Origin of the sequence: Burkholderia vietnamiensis LMG 10929, assembly GCF_000959445.1 — a bacterium.
GTDB classification, from domain to species: domain Bacteria; phylum Pseudomonadota; class Gammaproteobacteria; order Burkholderiales; family Burkholderiaceae; genus Burkholderia; species Burkholderia vietnamiensis.
Map to the genome: position 1 here is coordinate 831881 of NZ_CP009630.1, position 12895 is coordinate 844775.

Below are 12895 nucleotides of genomic sequence, written 5' to 3' on the forward strand. Positions count from 1 at the left end.
CACAACAGGACACTGAATGACGAATCCGATCAAGGATAACGAGATCCTGCGCTATTACGAGGCGGAGATGCGCTATTTGCGCGACGCCGGCCGGGAGTTTGCCGATGCATTTCCCGATCGCGCGCGCGAGCTGGGCCTGGATCGCGGAGGCGAGCGCGACCCTCATGTGGAACGGCTGCTCGAAGGCTTCGCGTTCCTGATGGGCCGCCTGCGTCACAAGCTCGACGACGAGCTGCCCGAGTTGACCGAAGGGCTCGTCAGCATGCTGTGGCCGCACTATCTGCGCATGATTCCGTCGTTGTCGATCCTCGAGCTCACGCCGGGCATGGGTGCGCTGCAAAAGCACGAGACGCTCGGCGCCGGCCTCGAGGTGACGTCCGGACCGATCGCGACGGGCCACACAGAGGGCGCACCCGCACACGTCGAATGCGTGTACCGCACGACGCAGCCGATCGATCTCTACCCGATCACGCTCACCGACGCAGGCGCGTGGGCGCGCGAAGACGGTCGCTCGGTCATCCGGTTGCGCCTGGCGATTCAGCCACAAGCTCAGCGTGAACGACTGCATGTACCGCGACTGCGGCTGTATCTCGACGCGGACCGCCCGATTGCGCTTGCACTGCATGCCGCGTTGACGGCGAAACCGCTGGCAATGCACGTGCGTGTGCCCGGTTTCCCGGAAGATCGCCCCGGTGCGCCTCAAGATATGCCGGGGCTTCGGATCGAGGCGGCCGGCTACGCGGGCAACGAACGTCTGTGGCCGAAGGCCGACAACGCGTTTGGCGGCTACCAGTTGCTGCTGGAGTACTTCACGTTCCCCGAGAAGTTCATGTTCGTCGACCTGCTCGGGCTCGACATCCAGGCGCTTCCACCGTCCGCGCCGCATGTCGACGTCGAGATCGTGCTGGCAAAGCCGTGGCAGGACGACATGCGTTTCAACGCGCAGAACGTGCGGCTCTACTGCACGCCGATCATCAACCTGTTTCCCGTTCAGGCCGATCCGGTCAAGGTCACGCAGTTCGAGACCGAGTACCGGGTACGGGCGCGCGAGCAGCACGGCCCGTTGGTCGATATCTACTCGATCGACGCGGTGCACGGCATCGATCGCGGCCGACGCTTCGAATATGCGCCGTTCGCGGCATTCCGCCATCGTGGCGGCATGCTGCGCCATACGATGCCCGAGCGATATTTCCATTCGCACGTGCGACGCGCGCCTTCCGGACGGTTCGATACGTGGGTCGTGCTGGGCGGCCACGCTTGGGAAAGCGAGCATGCGCTGCCCGCGGAAACGCTGTCGCTGTCGGTGACGGGCACCAACGGCATGCTGCCGCGCAAGGCGCTGCGCGATGCCAGCATCACGCGGATGCGCGCGGGCTTCACCAACATCGCGGCAGTGCGTAATCTGACCGCACCGACGCTGCCGGTCTACCCGCCGACCGGCGATCGCTTCCAATGGCGTGTGCTGTCCCATCTGGCGCCGAACTATCTGTCGCTGCTCGATGCGGAAATCCTGCGCGGCTCGCTCGCGTTGTACGACTGGACGGACGGGGAGTTGAACCGGCGGCGCATCGAGGCGATCGCCGACGTGCGTCACCGGCCATTGCAGAAGCTCGTGAAGGGCGGCTTGATGCGCGGCGTCGAGATTGCGGTGACGATCGACAGCACGCGTTTCGCGGGCAACGGCGATCTCGAGCTGTTCGGCGCCATGCTGAACCGGTTCCTCGGCCTCTATGCGACGGTCAACCTGTACACGAAGCTCGTCATCGTGTCGCAGCCGACTGGTCAGCGGCTCGAATGGCCCGATACGAAGGGCGAAGGAGCGCCGTTTTGAACGCACTCGCGACCCCGTCGGAACGCAGCTTGACGACCTTGCCGCCAGCCCACGCGGACCGGATGTTGTTGCCGGCGCTGTTGGATCAGGCGCATCGGATGAATTTCTATCGCTTCTGCGCGTTGATCGAACTGGCGTCACCCGATGCAGCGCCGCTCGGCGCCACCGATTCGCCCGCGACGGATCCGGTCCGGTTCCGCTCACGTGGCCAACTTGGGTTTCCGGCGCGCGAGATCGATGCAGTCGAATACGACGCGGACGATCCGGCGAAGCCGGTTGCGGTGCGTACGACGTTCCTCGGTCTGTACGGCGTCGACGCGCGGATGCCGACGTACTTCGTCGACGAAGTGGCGCAGAACCGCGACGGCGCCGAGCCGCTGTCGGCGTTCCTGGACCTGTTCCACCATCGTATTGCGACGCAGTTCTACCGGATTTGGCGCAAGTATCGCTATCCGGCCGGTTTCCGGCCGGATGGCTTCGACACGGTCTCCCGCGGTGTGCTCAGCTTTGTCGGTCTTGGGTTCCGGTCGCCGGACACACATGCGCCTGACTGGGGGCTGCCGCAGGGCGTTGGTGCACGAACGCTGCTGTCGATGCTCGGACTAGCCGCTCAGAAGACGCGTACCGCGGAAGGGCTCGCCGGCGTGCTGACACATGCGATACCGGATGCCGCGATCGACGTGGAGGAGTTCTATCCGGTGTGGCGTACCGTCAACGATTTCGAGCCTGCAGCGCTCGGCGAACAATGTCTGCTCGGACGCGGATTCTACGATCGGGCGAACACGGTACGCATCGTGATCACGCCGCACACGCGCGAATCGGTCACCGCGCTGGTACCCGGGCAACCGGCATACCGACAGATCACCGCGTTGCTGCGCTTCTACCTCGGCTACGAAAGCGAAGCGCTGCTCGAGATGCAGGTGCATCCTGACCTGATGCCGGAACCGTTGTTGGCCGCCGGTCAGGCGAACCTCGGCCTGACCACGCAGCTCGGGTCGCCGCCTGCGGTAGGGCACGGACCCACTCGCGTGACACGGGTGCAGCTGGGGCGCTGGAGCGGGGCGACGGAAACCGTATAAGCCCGCAGTACGAATCGCTGGCACAACGCGACGCAGAACTCGAAACATGGACAACAATCAGATGAACATTTTAAGGATACCGATTGGACGAAGCCTGGCCGGTGCAGTGGCCACCGTGGTGGTCGTTGCGACCGCCGGTTGCGGCGTCGGCCAGGCCGTGAAGGACAGCACGGTGGACGCTGCGAAATGGGCCTTCACGACGCAGGTGAAGACGATGAACCTGGACCTCGTCGCCCGCTCGTCGCTCAATGCCAACGCAGCGGGGCAGCCGTTGTCGACGGTGGTGAGGCTCTATCAGTTGAAGGACGCGAAGACCTTCGAGCAGCTCGACTATACCCAGTTGCAGACCAACGATCTCGATGTGCTGAAGGCGGATCTGCTTGCGACCAAGGATGTCGTGTTGCGCCCGGGCGCGAGCGCCAGCGTGGTCGAGCCGATGAACCCGGACGCGCAGGTGGTCGGCGTCGTGGCGTTCTTCCGTGAGCCGTGGGACGGCGCGGTGTGGAAACTGGCGGTGCCGAAGAAGCAGTGGAAAAAGACCGATCCGGTGAAGATCGAGGTGCGCGACAACACGCTTGTGCTGGTCGACGCGAAGGACCGGCCGATCGTGCGATCGGCGCCGCAGCAGAGCGCGCCGGCGCCGAAGCCGAAAGCGTCGGTGCAGCCCGGTACGCAGGATGAGGGTTGAGCAATTACGCTATTCGATCTTGAGCGGCGCAACGAGATGCGGTGTATCGGGCTACCGAATGATCCTGGATCGGCCGGATAGCAGATGACTGGGCTTGGAAAAATCGGAGGTAGCGGGAAATGCACAAAATGATGGCGCTGAAAGGCAATGCAACGACAACGGGCGGTCACGTGCTCGATGGTGACGAGTCCGATCTGGACCACGGACAACCCTATGCTTATCACATGGGCCGAGCGTCCTGCGGCCGTTGCGGCCAGACCGGGTCGATTTTCGGTACGGCGAAAACGTGGGGTGTAGGCAATACACACGGTGTACTCGACGGCGACATCGTCATGTGCGCATGTCCGCCCGGCGAAAATCGCGTCATTGCCCGGTCGACGTCGTACTACGGCGAATAGCCTGGCGGCCGGGAGTCTCACTTAGTCATATGCGGCCCCGGTAGGCATGGGTGCACCAAACGCCATCGAAACCGATCTGCATCAGCCCCCCGAAGTTCAACGCTTACCCGCCCACCCCGCACAGATCGCCCGCTTCACGCACTTGAACGATTTTCGATCCGCGTGAAAAAAATACAACCGGCGCCGGCCCCAACGCGCAACCCTCGCCCACGCACCAACTAACTCCGCCGCTTGATCTGCGCCCGCACCTTTTTTAGTATGAAGTAATCGAGGCATGCGCGTACGCACCCGTTCCGTCGCAAAGGAGACACATGCAGTCGAGGCCGGCGGCTCCCATAACCATCGTCGTGATCGGCATCGCGGTTGCCTGCGCGCTCATGGGCCTGTGCGTGCTGCAACTGTTCCAGAGCCGCACCGACGCGCTCGAGCGGGCAAGCGAAACGTCGCGCAACCTCGGCCTGATCGTCGAGCGCGACATCCAACGCAACTTCGAGCTCTACGACCTGTCGCTGCAGGCCGTCATCGACGGCCTGAAGCGTCCCGACGTGATGAATGCGCCGCCGAGCGTGCGCCGCGCAGTGCTGTTCGACAACGCGATGACCGCGCGCTTTCTCGGCTCGATGCTGGTGCTCGATGCCGACGGTAACATCGTCCTCGATTCGGCTACCGACGTGCCGCGCCGCGGCAATTTTGCCGATCGCAAGTACTTCACCGTCCACCGCGACCATCCGGATGTCGGGCTCTATGTCAGCGATCCGTTCGCGTCGCGGCTGCGCGGCGGCGCGCTGAGCATCGGCCTCACGCGGCGGATCTCGAATCCGGACGGCTCGTTTGCCGGCGTCGTCCTCATCGCACTGAACCTCGAATACTTCCACCAGCTGTTTGCCGGCCTGTCGCTCGGACAGCACGGCTCGATGTCGCTGATCCGCGACGACGGCGTCGTGGTGATGCGTCAGCCATACGATGCGCAAACCATCGGCCGCGACGTCAGCCGCGGGGCAACCTTCGGGCGCTTCCAGGCCGCGCGCGACGGCGTGTTCTCGGAAAAATCGTCGCTCGACGGCGTGCGCCGTCTGTACTACTTCAGGCATCTGCCGAAGCTGCCGCTGATCGTGATGGTCGCCGAAGCGGAGCAGGACATCTACGCGGCGTGGCGGCACCGCGCCGCGACGATCGGCGCGCTGGTCGCAACGTTCGGTGCGGCGTTCATCGCGGTGTCGGTGATGCTCGGCGCGCAGCTGCGGCATCGGATGCGCGCGGAATCGGAACTCGTGCTGCTCGCGCGCACCGACGGTCTCACCGGCCTCGGCAATCGCCGCAGCTTCGCGGAAGTCCTGGAGCGCGAATGGCGTCGCGCACGGCGCGCGCGCTCGGTGTTCTCGCTGTTGTTCGTCGACGTCGACCGTTTCAAGGCCTATAACGACACCTATGGTCATCAGGCCGGCGACGACGCGCTCGCGGCGGTGGCGCGCTGCATCGGCGACAACATTCGCCGGCCGGTCGACAGCGCAGCCCGCTACGGCGGCGAGGAGTTCGTCGTGCTGTTGCCCGACACGCCCGAGCCGGGCGCCGCGCGGATCGCCGAGCGCATTCGCGCGGCAATCGACGAGCTGGCGCTCGAACACGTCGGCAGCGAGCATGGGCACGTGACCGCAAGCATCGGCCTGGCCAGCTGGACGCCCGAGCGCGATGAGGAAGCCGACAACATGATCAAGGCCGCGGATCGGGCGCTATACCGCGCGAATGCGACCGGGCGAAACAAGGTTGCGGCGTTCCGGCCGTCGACATGACGCTGCGCGACAGTGGGCTACAGTGAGCGTCAACCGCCTTGACCCAAGGGCGAACACTAGGATCAGACGATGCAACTTCACACCGGCAACCTGTTCAGTCCCGAAGCAAGCCGCGGCAGCGACGAGCAGGTCGACGTGCTCGTCCACGGCGCGCGCGTCGATATCGAGCGAATCGTGTCGATGGGCCACGCGAGTCCCGCTGGGTTCTGGTACGACGATACGCGCGCCGAATGGGTGGCGTTGCTGTCCGGCGCGGCGGTGCTCGAGTTCGAAGCCGATGGGTCGCGGCTCGAGATGCGCGCCGGCGACTATCTGCTGATCGAACCGCACTGTCGTCATCGGGTCGCATGGACGCATCCGGATGAGCCGTCCGTATGGCTCGCCGTCTATCACGAACGCTGACGCGCAGGTCTGCCGCAAGCGATCGGCCCGTGACTGCGCCCACCGGTGCCAGCGCCGATGCCGGGCGGCCCGCGCAAGATCCCGCGTCCTTACCTCACGCATTCGAGCACGTATCTCAGCCCCTGGCCGAGCAGCCCGCGCCACACGTCCCACGTATGCCCGCCGTCGACGACGCGCAGTTCGGCCGGATTCTGCGCGCGGCGCAGCTGCGTGTACAACAGGCTCGATTCGGCCTGGATCGTGAGGTCGTCGTCGCCGGCCGCGATGAACATCGGCACGCGCCACGTGCGCGTGAAATAAGCGCGCATCAGCGCCGGATAGTTGAGCTCGTGCCATACGCGCGGATCGAATTGCCGGTCGCCGAACACGCCCACATAACGCGCGGCGGAATTCAGCGGCGGCTCGTTCGCGTAGATCGCGGGGCTCAGCAGCATCGCGCCGCAGAACAGGCCCGGTTCGAGCAGCGCGAAGCGCAGCGCGCCGAAGCCGCCCATCGACACGCCGCCGATCGCGCGGCCCGCGCGCTGGTTCGACACCGCGAAATGCGCCTCGACCTCCGGCAGCAGATCGTTGAGGAACGCGCTCTGCATCTTCTCCTTGCGGTCGACGTACCAGTCGGTGCCGCCCTGCGGCATCACGATCACGACGGGCGGGATCTCGTGGCGCTCGATCAGCATGTCGGCCGTGACCTGCAGCCGGCCCTGCGTGATCCAGTCGTTCGCGTTGCCGGCGTTGCCGTGCAGCAGGTACAGCACCGGATAGCGTGCGCCTTCCGCGTTGTAGCCGGGCGGCAGGTACACGGTGTACGACCAGTCGCGCTTCAGCGCCGCCGACCGGAACGAACGCAGCGCGATGCTGCTGCCCGGATTGAGCGCCGGCTCCTGAGCGGCCGGCGCAGCCGCGGCGAACGACGCGCCCGGCGACACCGCGGGCCCACCGGGCGTGGCATGAGCGGTGGCGAGCGTGGCGGCGAGCAGCACGGCGGTGATTGGCAGGACGAAGCGGCGCATGGCGAAGCGTTTCAATGGAGGCGACCGCTATCGTAGCAGCCGCGCATGACGGCTCGGCCGGTCATCGTCGCGAACGGAACGGCGACGGCAGCCGCGACACGAGCGGCCCATAGAGTTTCGCGACCAGATACAGCAGCCCCATCGCGACGACATCGGCGGTCAGCCCGAGCGGCACGTCGAGATAGCCTTCGGTCGCCTGGTACAGCAGCGAGTCGACCGCGAGCGAGATGCCGGTGCCCGCGACGAAGCACAGCAGCCCCTGGCGGCCGATCGTGCCGATCCACGGCATCGCATGCGCGACCTTCTTCATCCAGCCGAGGTGGACGAGCTTGGCCGCGAGCCACGCGATCGCGATGAAGTTCGCGAGCCGCAGCGCACCGAGGTTCTGCTTGATCGACGGATCGGTCGGGAACGGCTCGATGCGCAGCCGGTAGTACGCGCCCGCGGCGACGATCGCGAGCGAGACGGCCGTGAGCAGCCAGCCCTGCGGTTTCGGCGCGAGCGTCTGGTAGACGGGCTGGCAGCGCGCGATCACGCCGAGCACGAACAGGAACTGCCACGCGAACGGGTTGAAGTCCCAGGGCACGCCTTCGACGGTCGGCAGGAAGCGCGCGGCATGCGGCGCCGCGTACCACAGCGAGCCGCTGAACGCGAGCAGCAGCCACGGCTGCGTGCGCGCGAGCGGCAGCGCGAGCGGAACCAGCAGCGCGAAGAACGCGTACATCGGCAGCACCGACGCGAGATACGGCTGGCGACGGAACAGCAGGATGTCGCGCAGCGCGACGAGCGGCTTCTCGAGCAGGCCGTCGAGATCGTTGGTCGGCATGTTCGGGCCGTCGATCGAGAACGCGTTCAGCATGGCCGTGATCAGCAGCATCAGGCCGGCCGTCACGAGGAACGCACGATAGATCTCGAACGCGCGCCGGATGAAGCGCTGGCGCGCGGCTGCCTCGTCGTGGCGCTCCGCAAGCGAGTTGTAAGCGATGGCGGTCGCGAAGCCGCCGAGGAACACGAATACCTCGGCCGCGTCGCACAGCGCATACGCGTGCAGCGTGACGCGCGACAGGATGCTGCCGCCGATGTGGTCGACGACGATCACGAGCAGCACCAGGCCGCGGAAGAAATCGAGCTCGGCGTAGCGGCCGGCCCGGGCCGGCGCGGTCATCGGAGCGCCTCCCGGCGCCCGCAGCATGCGCGGCTGGCACGTGCCGCGCAGGAATCGGGGTGAAGCATGACTTCGTGAAGAAATGGCGAACGGATGCGCATTGTGCCACCGATGCCGCTGCCACCGGGTTTACGCGGATGGCGGCCCGTCCGGCCAACGCCGGCAAGCCGCGGCGGGCCGCCGGCGCAGTACGCCGCAGTACGCAGTTGGACGAGCGCAACGGTTTGCGCCGCGCACCCGCAGCCCGATGGACGGACGATTTCCGACGTGACACCATTTTGTCCTCACGCGGCCGCACACCGCGTCGTCCGCACGGCGGGCCACGTAAACAACAGACCAAACATGCGCCGGTTGCTCGACCAACCCGGCCCAGGCTCCGGAGATTCGTCATGAAGAAGCACGTCATTCTCACCGCCGCGCTGGCCGCTTGTGCCGCGCCGGTCTTTGCGCAGAACAGTGTGACGCTGTATGGCCTGATCGACGAAGGCTTCAACTACACCAACAACGTGAACGTCAACGGGCTCGGCAAGACCAATTACCAGCTCGCGAGCGGCTACGCGCAGGGCAGCCGCTGGGGCCTGAAGGGCAGCGAGGATCTCGGCGGCGGGCTGAAGGCGATCTTCACGCTGGAAAACGGCTTCGACGTGAACAACGGGCGGCTCGGCCAGGGCGGCCGCATGTTCGGCCGCCAGGCGTTCGTCGGGCTCAGCGAATCGCGCTTCGGTACGCTCAGCTTCGGCCGCCAGTACGACTCGGTCGTCGACTACCTCGCGCCGCTCACGGCCAACGGCAACTGGGGCGGCACGCTGTTCTCGCATCCGTTCGACAACGACAACACCGACAACTCGTTCCGCGTCAACAACACGGTCAAGTACGCGAGCGCCGACTGGAACGGCCTGACGTTCGGCGGCACCTACAGCTTCAGCAACAGCACCGGCTTCTCGAACAACCGCCAGTACAGCCTCGGCGCGCAGTATTCGCTGGCCGGGCTGCAGGTCGCGGCCGCGTATCTGCAGGCGAACAACCCGGGCGCCGGTAACGCCGGCGCGATCGCCGCCGACGACGCGAACTTCGTCGCCGACCGCCTGCGCATCTTCGGCGGCGGCATCAACTACACGTTCGGCCCGGCGACGGTCGGCTTCGTCTATACGAAGACGGACGTGAAGAACCCGGTGTCGACGGTCTACCTGCCGGCATCGACGTTCTCGGGGCTCGGGCTGAGCGCGACCAAGTTCCAGAACTTCGAGGTCAACGGCAAGTACCAGCTCACGCCAGATTTCTATCTGGGCGCGCAGTACGTGTACACCGACGGCAAGTTCGACGCTGCGGCCGGTTCGTTCAAGCCGAAGTACCACACCGTCGGGCTGATGGCCGACTACAGCCTGTCGAAGCGCACCGACGTCTATCTGCAGGGCGCCTGGCAGAAAGTGGCCGGCGACAAGACCGGCACCGCGGCGGACGGCGGCTATGTCGTCGGGACCGACGGGCCGTCGTCGTCGTCGAACCAGTTCGCGGTGCGCGCCGCGATTCGCCACAAGTTCTGAGCGGGCAGCGTAGTGCAGCGCCGGCCGCCGCCGCGCCCGCGGCCGCGCGCGACCATCACAGCTGCGCTTCGATCGCGGCCTTGTCGATGACCGACCAGACCTGCCGGATCCTGCCGTCGTCGAACTCGTAGAAGACGTTTTCGGCGAAGGTCACGCGCCTGCCGTCGACGGCAAGCCCCATGAACGTGCCTCGCGGTGAACACGCGAAGCGCAGCCGCGCCGCGATGCGCGGCGGCTCGCACACGAGCAGCCGGATCTCGAAACGCAGGTCCGGGATGTCGCGGAAATCCTGCTCCAGCATCGCGCGGTAGCCGGCCAGGCCCAGCGGCCGATCGTTGTGGATCACGTTGTCGGCGACGTAGTCGCCCAGCGCCGCCCAATCCTGACGGTTCAGGCAGTCGATGTATGCGCGATAGCGGATCGCGAGGTCGGATTCGGTCATGATGGCAATGCCTCCTCGTATGTCCTCCGGTTGCTTCGACGGCCGCGCGTCGCTCAGCGCGGCGGCGTGTCGTTCGACAGAAACGATACGAACGCCTGCGTGTATTTCGGCAACTGGTCGAACGAGCGCGCGCACAGCGTCAGCTTGCGATGGCTCCATGCGTCGGACAGCTCGACGAGCCGCACGTCCAGCGTCTGCGCCGCGCGCTCGGCCGCATGGCGCGACACGATGCCGATCCCGACGCCGCTTTCGATCACGCGGCAGATCGCGTCGAAGCTCTTCAACTGGACACGGTAGCGGATTCGCTTGCCGAGCGCACGCGCCTGCTCGGCGAGATGGACCTGCAGCGCGCTGCCGTCGGTGAGCCCGATGAAGTCCGCATCGACGATTTCGTCGAACGCGACGTGCTCGCGTGCGGCGAGCGGATGCGCGGCCGGCACGACCGCGATCAGCCAGTCCTCGCGGAAGCGCCGCTGCTCGAGCCCGTCGAGGCCGACCGAATCGGCGACGATGCCGACCTCCGCGGTCTTGTTGCGAATCGCATGCACGATCTCCTGGCTCGAACGCTCCTCGACGCTGATCGACAGTTTCGGATGATGCGGCAGGTATGCGGCGAGCGCGTCGGGCAGGTATTCGCTCAGCGACGCCGTATTGCACAGCAGCCGGATGTGCCCGCGCAGCCCCTGGCCGTATTGCTGCAGCTCGCCGCGCATCTGATCGATCTGTTGCAGCACCGTGCGTGCGTGATGCTCGAGCGCATGGCCGGCATCGGTCGCCTGCACGCCCGACTTCGCCCGGTGCAGCAGCGGTACGCCCAGTTCGTCCTCCATGCCGCGGATGCGCTCGCTCGCGGCCTGCAACGTGATGTGGGTCCGCTCGGCGCCGCCCGTGATCGTGCCGGCCTCGCAGATGTTCAGAAAGAGCCGCAGGTCGGTCAGATCGAAGCGCATGGTCGGAGCGGGGCGTCAGGACGGGAATGGCCGATAAGTTAGCAGGAACGGCCGCGCCGGTCTCGGGCCGGCCTCGGACCTCGGACCTCGTGCCTCAGGCTGAGCCTGAGACACGGTTCGCCGCTTCCGCATTTTCGGGGCGCGATCGGTCACCGATCATCGCCGCATATCGATCCAGGAGGAGACCGGGATGCGCGACGAGCCGTCGTGGGGTGTGTCGTTCAAGATCGCGTTGCACCTGTTGTTCTTGTGCATCGGCGTCGCATGGGCCTGCGCCGAGCTGGTCGACTGGCTGCGATGAAGGCCGCGCCGGCCGTCCGAATGCCGTTCCGGCGGTCCTCGGGCGAGAAAATTGCCGCCTGGCGTGCAGGAAACCGTCAAGTTTTTCCGATTCCGACCGTATTACCGAGAACGAAGGTCCCGCCGACGCGCGCCTCGTGATCGTTTGTCATCATTGTTTGCATCCGGTTACACGTCGGCCGTTCCGTTTTTGAGATGCTTGAAAGATTGTCAAACGGGAGTCGATCGTCCATGAAACTGTGCGAGATGTACCGCAACGCGGCCTGGCTGCCCGGCCTGGCCGCCGTGCTCGTCATGGCCGGTTGTGCAAGTACGGAACCCGTTCCGCCGAGCGATACGCTCGCGGGACCGTCGTCGGAGCAGCCCGCCGCTGCACTGCCGGCTACACCGGTGCCGCCGGCTGCCCCGATCCTCGTCGTACGGAAGTACGTGGTGAAGCGCGGCGACACGCTGAGCGCCATCGCGGCCGCGCACGCTTGCAGCGTGGCCGAGCTGCGTACCTGGAACAAGCTCGATGCGCACGCCAGGTTGCGGCGCGGACAGGTGCTGCGCATCGTCCGGCAGCAGCAGCCGGCACCGGCGCAGCGCGCGAGCGACGCGACGGCTGGTGCCGTTCCGGCCGCTCCCGCCGCGCAGACCAATCCCGCGGCTGCCGCGCAGCCGAACGTGTCGCCGGCGAACGAGCGCCGGGTCGTCAACGAAACCAGGCGGCACGCGAGCGCGGTGTCGCTGACGTGGCCGGCCCGCGGCAAGATCGTCGATGCGTTCCGTCCCGGCCAGAACCGCGGCATTCAGATCGCCGGCCGGCCGGGCGACCCGGTGCGCGCGGCCGCCGACGGCCGCGTGATGTATGCGGGCACGGGCCTGAACGATTACGGCAGCCTGATCATCGTCCAGCACAATGCGGATTTTCTGACCGCGTACGCGCATAGCCGCCGGGTGCTCGTGAAGACGGGCGACATCGTGCGCCAGGGCGATGCGATCGCCGAAATGGGCGACGTCGACAACGCGCATGTCGCGCTGCTGTTCGAGGTGAGGCGCGACGGCAAGCCGGTCAATCCGATGCCTTATCTGCCTTCTTCGCAAGGCTGAAGCGGCGCGCCGCTGGAACGCGGCGGCGCTCGCTGCTACGCTAGGGCCTGTTCACGCGAGGGCCGCCGTTCGCGGCGGCGACGAACGTGTCGCGCGAGGTGCGGCCACATCGTCGCGAGCCGGCCGCCGCCATGAACGCGCGCGTGCCTCGCCAATGCCCGCGCGTATTGCGCCATGCACCGCTTCGCCACCGTTTCCGACTGA

At 66.4% G+C, this 12895-nt stretch carries 12 protein-coding genes; 8 read left to right on the plus strand and 4 right to left on the minus strand.

The window, feature by feature from the left end; all coding sequences use genetic code 11:
• Positions 1–16: 16 nt before the first annotated feature.
• The 6 genes from tssF to AK36_RS03915 all read left to right on the plus strand — a co-directional run bounded on the left by tssF (position 17) and on the right by AK36_RS03915 (position 6188).
• The gene (gene tssF / locus AK36_RS03895; protein WP_014724741.1) at positions 17–1831 is read left to right on the plus strand and encodes a type VI secretion system baseplate subunit TssF; all 1815 of its coding nucleotides are present in this window, start codon (positions 17–19) and stop codon (positions 1829–1831) included.
• Between the two features lie 62 nt (positions 1832–1893).
• Positions 1894–2910: a type VI secretion system baseplate subunit TssG gene (gene tssG, locus AK36_RS03900; protein ID WP_045577905.1), complete on the plus strand. Its 1017-nt coding sequence runs from the start codon at positions 1894–1896 to the stop codon at positions 2908–2910.
• A 46-nt stretch (positions 2911–2956) separates the two neighbouring features.
• Entirely contained in the window at positions 2957–3598 is a 642-nt protein-coding gene (gene tssJ, locus AK36_RS03905) for a type VI secretion system lipoprotein TssJ (RefSeq protein ID WP_011882412.1), read from the plus strand.
• Between the two features lie 128 nt (positions 3599–3726).
• Positions 3727–3996, plus strand: a complete 270-nt coding sequence (locus AK36_RS30645) for a PAAR domain-containing protein (RefSeq protein WP_224056530.1) — start codon at positions 3727–3729, stop codon at positions 3994–3996.
• A gap of 311 nt (positions 3997–4307) precedes the next feature.
• Positions 4308–5786: a sensor domain-containing diguanylate cyclase gene (locus AK36_RS03910; RefSeq protein WP_045577906.1), complete on the plus strand. Its 1479-nt coding sequence runs from the start codon at positions 4308–4310 to the stop codon at positions 5784–5786.
• A gap of 69 nt (positions 5787–5855) precedes the next feature.
• Complete coding sequence (locus tag AK36_RS03915; protein ID WP_011882409.1) at positions 5856–6188, plus strand: cupin domain-containing protein; 333 nt, start codon at positions 5856–5858, stop codon at positions 6186–6188.
• 89 nt (positions 6189–6277) lie between these two features.
• Here AK36_RS03915 and AK36_RS03920 read toward each other — a convergent pair whose 3' ends face one another.
• A complete protein-coding gene (locus AK36_RS03920; protein ID WP_045577907.1) occupies positions 6278–7198 on the minus strand; it encodes an alpha/beta hydrolase in 921 nt (306 codons plus the stop codon).
• Positions 7199–7259: 61 nt separating this feature from the next.
• The gene (locus AK36_RS03925; protein WP_045578414.1) at positions 7260–8363 is read right to left on the minus strand and encodes an OpgC domain-containing protein; all 1104 of its coding nucleotides are present in this window, start codon (positions 8361–8363) and stop codon (positions 7260–7262) included.
• Positions 8364–8752: 389 nt separating this feature from the next.
• Here AK36_RS03925 and AK36_RS03930 point away from each other — a divergent pair, with 389 nt between their 5' ends.
• The gene (locus AK36_RS03930) at positions 8753–9907 is read left to right on the plus strand and encodes a porin (RefSeq protein ID WP_014724747.1); all 1155 of its coding nucleotides are present in this window, start codon (positions 8753–8755) and stop codon (positions 9905–9907) included.
• Positions 9908–9962: 55 nt separating this feature from the next.
• Here the strand turns inward: AK36_RS03930 and AK36_RS03935 are convergent, their stop codons facing one another.
• On the minus strand, positions 9963–10349 hold the full coding sequence (locus tag AK36_RS03935) for an ester cyclase (RefSeq protein ID WP_045577908.1): 387 nt from the start codon (positions 10347–10349) through the stop codon (positions 9963–9965).
• Positions 10350–10402: 53 nt separating this feature from the next.
• Positions 10403–11299, minus strand: coding sequence for a LysR substrate-binding domain-containing protein (locus tag AK36_RS03940; RefSeq protein WP_014724748.1), 897 nt, complete (start codon positions 11297–11299; stop codon positions 10403–10405).
• Positions 11300–11830: 531 nt separating this feature from the next.
• On the opposite strand from AK36_RS03940, the gene AK36_RS03945 reads away from it, so the two are divergent.
• On the plus strand, positions 11831–12691 hold the full coding sequence (locus tag AK36_RS03945) for a peptidoglycan DD-metalloendopeptidase family protein (protein ID WP_014724749.1): 861 nt from the start codon (positions 11831–11833) through the stop codon (positions 12689–12691).
• The last annotated feature ends 204 nt before the right edge of the window (positions 12692–12895 follow it).

Coding starts and splice junctions, on each gene's coding strand:
- tssF (WP_014724741.1), top strand. CDS start 17: ATGACGAATCCGATCAAGGATAACGAGATCCTGCGCTATTACGAGGCG.
- AK36_RS03920 (WP_045577907.1), bottom strand. CDS start 7,198: ATGCGCCGCTTCGTCCTGCCAATCACCGCCGTGCTGCTCGCCGCCACG.
- AK36_RS03945 (WP_014724749.1), top strand. CDS start 11,831: ATGAAACTGTGCGAGATGTACCGCAACGCGGCCTGGCTGCCCGGCCTG.
- tssJ (WP_011882412.1), top strand. CDS start 2,957: ATGGACAACAATCAGATGAACATTTTAAGGATACCGATTGGACGAAGC.
- AK36_RS30645 (WP_224056530.1), top strand. CDS start 3,727: ATGATGGCGCTGAAAGGCAATGCAACGACAACGGGCGGTCACGTGCTC.
- AK36_RS03925 (WP_045578414.1), bottom strand. CDS start 8,363: ATGACCGCGCCGGCCCGGGCCGGCCGCTACGCCGAGCTCGATTTCTTC.
- AK36_RS03915 (WP_011882409.1), top strand. CDS start 5,856: ATGCAACTTCACACCGGCAACCTGTTCAGTCCCGAAGCAAGCCGCGGC.
- AK36_RS03910 (WP_045577906.1), top strand. CDS start 4,308: ATGCAGTCGAGGCCGGCGGCTCCCATAACCATCGTCGTGATCGGCATC.
- tssG (WP_045577905.1), top strand. CDS start 1,894: ATGTTGTTGCCGGCGCTGTTGGATCAGGCGCATCGGATGAATTTCTAT.
- AK36_RS03940 (WP_014724748.1), bottom strand. CDS start 11,299: ATGCGCTTCGATCTGACCGACCTGCGGCTCTTTCTGAACATCTGCGAG.
- AK36_RS03935 (WP_045577908.1), bottom strand. CDS start 10,349: ATGACCGAATCCGACCTCGCGATCCGCTATCGCGCATACATCGACTGC.
- AK36_RS03930 (WP_014724747.1), top strand. CDS start 8,753: ATGAAGAAGCACGTCATTCTCACCGCCGCGCTGGCCGCTTGTGCCGCG.